Source organism: Variovorax sp. P4_D9, assembly GCF_056401695.1.
This window is the reverse complement of sequence record NZ_JBFUIU010001005.1, coordinates 1-2,849: the sequence shown is the minus strand read 5'-3', so window position 1 is coordinate 2,849 and position 2,849 is coordinate 1. Positions and strand designations below refer to the sequence as shown.

The 2,849-nt window shown below is 68.5% G+C and carries 4 protein-coding genes and 2 pseudogenes; 4 read left to right on the top strand and 2 right to left on the bottom strand.

Translation table 11 applies throughout. The features are described 5' to 3' along the window. Positions 1-356: transposase (locus AC1DY5_RS49935; protein ID WP_478121724.1), on the top strand; the 356-nt coding region annotated here is incomplete at its 5' end. Positions 357-372: 16 nt separating this feature from the next. On the opposite strand, the gene AC1DY5_RS49930 is transcribed toward AC1DY5_RS49935, so the two are convergent. Together AC1DY5_RS49930 and AC1DY5_RS49925 are read right to left on the bottom strand one after the other, a co-directional pair. Further along, a complete protein-coding gene (locus AC1DY5_RS49930; protein ID WP_478121723.1) occupies positions 373-1,359 on the bottom strand; it encodes a tripartite tricarboxylate transporter substrate binding protein in 987 nt (328 codons plus the stop codon). 54 nt (positions 1,360-1,413) lie between these two features. Further along, a complete protein-coding gene (locus tag AC1DY5_RS49925; RefSeq protein ID WP_478121725.1) occupies positions 1,414-1,713 on the bottom strand; it encodes a hypothetical protein in 300 nt (99 codons plus the stop codon). Between AC1DY5_RS49925 and AC1DY5_RS49920 the strand changes: the two are divergent. From AC1DY5_RS49920 to AC1DY5_RS49910, 3 genes and pseudogenes are all read left to right on the top strand, one after another. Next, positions 1,615-1,824 (top strand): annotated as a pseudogene (locus tag AC1DY5_RS49920) (AMP-binding protein); the annotation flags it as partial. The gene AC1DY5_RS49925 and the pseudogene AC1DY5_RS49920 sit on opposite strands and share 99 nt — an antisense overlap. A 103-nt stretch (positions 1,825-1,927) precedes the next feature. Beyond that, positions 1,928-2,557 (top strand): nitrile hydratase subunit alpha, encoded by a 630-nt coding sequence (gene nthA / locus AC1DY5_RS49915; protein ID WP_478121722.1) that lies wholly within the window; start codon positions 1,928-1,930, stop codon positions 2,555-2,557. Then, positions 2,554-2,849, top strand: a pseudogene (locus AC1DY5_RS49910) (nitrile hydratase subunit beta); the annotation flags it as partial. The gene nthA and the pseudogene AC1DY5_RS49910, both read left to right, overlap by 4 nt.

Below are 2,849 nucleotides of genomic sequence, written 5' to 3'. Positions count from 1 at the left end.
GCCTGTGCCCGCGCAACGACGAGAGCGCCGGCAAGCACCGCTCCACCCGATTGCGCCGCGGCGGCAAGTGGCTCAAGACCACGCTGGTGCAGGCCGCCTGGGCGGCCGTGAAGGTCAAGGACGGCTACCTGCAGGCGCAGTTCCACCGGCTGCGCGCTCGCCGCGGTGCCAAGAAGGCCATCATCGGCGTGGCCGCCTCCATGCTCACTGCCGCCTGGCACATGCTGCGCGACGGCACCGAATGGCACGACCTCGGCGCCGCCCACTTCGACCGCGCCGACGCGCACAAAACTGCCAACCGCCTGATCCGACGGCTCCAACAGATCGGCTACGCGGTGCAGGTCACACCTGTTTGAAGAGGGACGTTTCATCTCAGTCGGGCTTCACGTTCGCCGTCTTGATGACCTGGGCCCACTTGGCCGTCTCGGCGGCGATGAAGGCATCGAACTCCTCGGGCGTGCTGCCGGCCGGGAAGGTGCCCATGGCCTCAAGCTTGGCCTTGGTCTCGTTGCTCTTGATGATGCGCGCCACCTCCTCCGACATGCGCTTGACGATCTCGCGCGGCGTGCCCGCGGGCGCCAGCATGCCGGCCCAGGTGCTGCCGGTGAATCCAGGGAAGCCCTGCTCGATGAAGGTCGGGACCTCGGGCAGCACCGGCAGCCTCCGATCACTGGCGACCCCGATCAGGCGCACCTTGCCGGCCTTGCCCTGGTTGATGAGGCCCGTGGGTGCATCGAAGAAGAGTTGGATCTGCCCGCCCATCAGGTCGGTCAGCGCCGGAACCGCGCCGCGGTACGGGATGTGGATCATGTAGGTCTTGGTGAGCGACTTCCAGAGCTCGCTCGTGAGGTGCGCCGCCGAGCCGTTGCCCGACGAGCCGAAGCTCACCTTGCCCGGGTTCGCGCGCGCATAGTCGATCAGTTCCTTCGCGGTCTTGAAGGGGGCGTCGTTGTTGACCGCCGCGAGCAGCGGCGACACGCCCATCAGCGATACGCCAACCAGATCCTTGCGCGGATCGTAGGGCAGCTTGGGGTAGAGCGTGGTGTTGGCGGCATAGGCCGCGATCACGACGCCGAAGATGCTGCCGTCGGGCGCGGCCTTGGCGACCGCGTCGACGCCGATCAGGCTGTTGGCGCCGGGCTTGTTGTCGATGATGACGGCTTGGCCGAGCCGGCTCTGCAGGCCAGGCTGGATCAGCCGCGCCATCTGGTCGGTGAAGCCGCCGGGCGTGTAGGGCACGACGATGCGGATCGGCTTGCTTGGCCAGGCGGACTGCGCCAACGACGGTGCCGCGACAGAGACAGCGGCCGCAGCGGCCGAGAGGTTGAAGACGCGACGGGACAGGTGGGCATAGGGCATGAAGGCTCTCCGGAATGGACGGCCCATTCTGGAAGGCCGCGCTCCGGCCGAAGCTCAGGGTTTGCCCGCCAGCCATCGGGTAGCCAGTGACACAAGACGAGGCATGGCGTCTTCCTTATCTTGCCGGCACAAATACATGGAGACAAGCAATGCTTGAACATGAGTTCGCCTCGCCGCGCGCTCGAGCGCAACCTCATCGCACGGGTCTGCGTGGGCGACGTGCTCGCCCGTAGCGCCGACCTCCATCCGGACCGGGTGGCCATCGTCGACGGTCCACGCCGGCTCCGCTACGCAGACTTCGATCGCCAGGTCGACCAACTCGGCCACGCCCTGCTCGGCCTCGGGCTCGAGCACCAGGACGTGGTGGCGGTGATGGCGCGCAACTGCACCGAACTGCTGCTGACCTACTTCGCCTGCACCCGCGCCGGCCTGGTCTGCGCGCCGGTCAACTTCGGGCTGCGCCCCGCCGGGATCGCCTGGTGCCTGCGCGATGCCGAGGCCCGCGCGCTGATCGTCGAGCCAGCACGAGGACTTGTTCCAGCGCCGAGCCGCGCGCTAGCATGCGGCCATGGCACACGAGCACGATCACGACCATTCCGAAGACCACAGCGAACTCGGCGAGATGGACCTGCGGGTCCGTGCCCTCGAGACCGTGCTGACGCAGAAGGGCTACATCGACCCGGCCGCGCTCGATGTCCTGATCGACACCTACCAGACGAAGATCGGGCCGCGCAATGGCGCCCGTGTCGTGGCCCGGGCCTGGGTCGATCCGGCCTTCCGCGACTGGCTGCTGAAGGACGCCACCGCGGCGATCGCCTCGCTCGGCTACAGCGGGCGCCAGGGCGAGCACATGGTCGCGGTCGCCAACGCTGACACCCAGCACCACATGGTCGTCTGCACCTTGTGCAGCTGCTATCCCTGGCCGGTGCTGGGCCTGCCGCCGACCTGGTACAAGAGTGCGCCCTACCGCTCGCGGGCCGTGAAGGATCCGCGCGGCGTGCTGGCCGAGTTCGACGTGAAGTTGCCCGCATCGACAGCGATCCGGGTCTGGGACTCCACCGCCGAGGTGCGCTACCTCGTGATCCCGCAGCGCCCGGCTGGCACCGAAGGGTGGAGCGAGGAAGCCCTGGCCGATCTCGTGACGCGGGATTCGATGATCGGCACCGGGCTGGCCCGCAGGCCGGAGGCCGCGCCATGAGCTACCTCTCTCATGCCGATCTCGGCGGCYGCGATCGGCCCGGAGCGATCGTCCCCGAGCCCGAGGGCGAGCCCTTCCACGCCCGCTGGGAGGCGCGCGTGCTGGCCCTGACCCTGGCGATGGGCGGCACCGGCTCGTGGAACATCGATGCCAGCCGCAGCGCACGCGAGACCCTGCCCGACTATGCCCAGCTGAGTTACTACCAGATCTGGCTGGCGGCGCTCGAGAAGATGATGGCCGAGCGCCTGCAACTGCTGCCCGATGAGTTGGCCGCCGGCCGGATGCTCCACGC

Coding starts and splice junctions, on each gene's coding strand:
- AC1DY5_RS49930 (WP_478121723.1), bottom strand. CDS start 1,359: ATGCCCTATGCCCACCTGTCCCGTCGCGTCTTCAACCTCTCGGCCGCT.
- nthA (WP_478121722.1), top strand. CDS start 1,928: ATGGCACACGAGCACGATCACGACCATTCCGAAGACCACAGCGAACTC.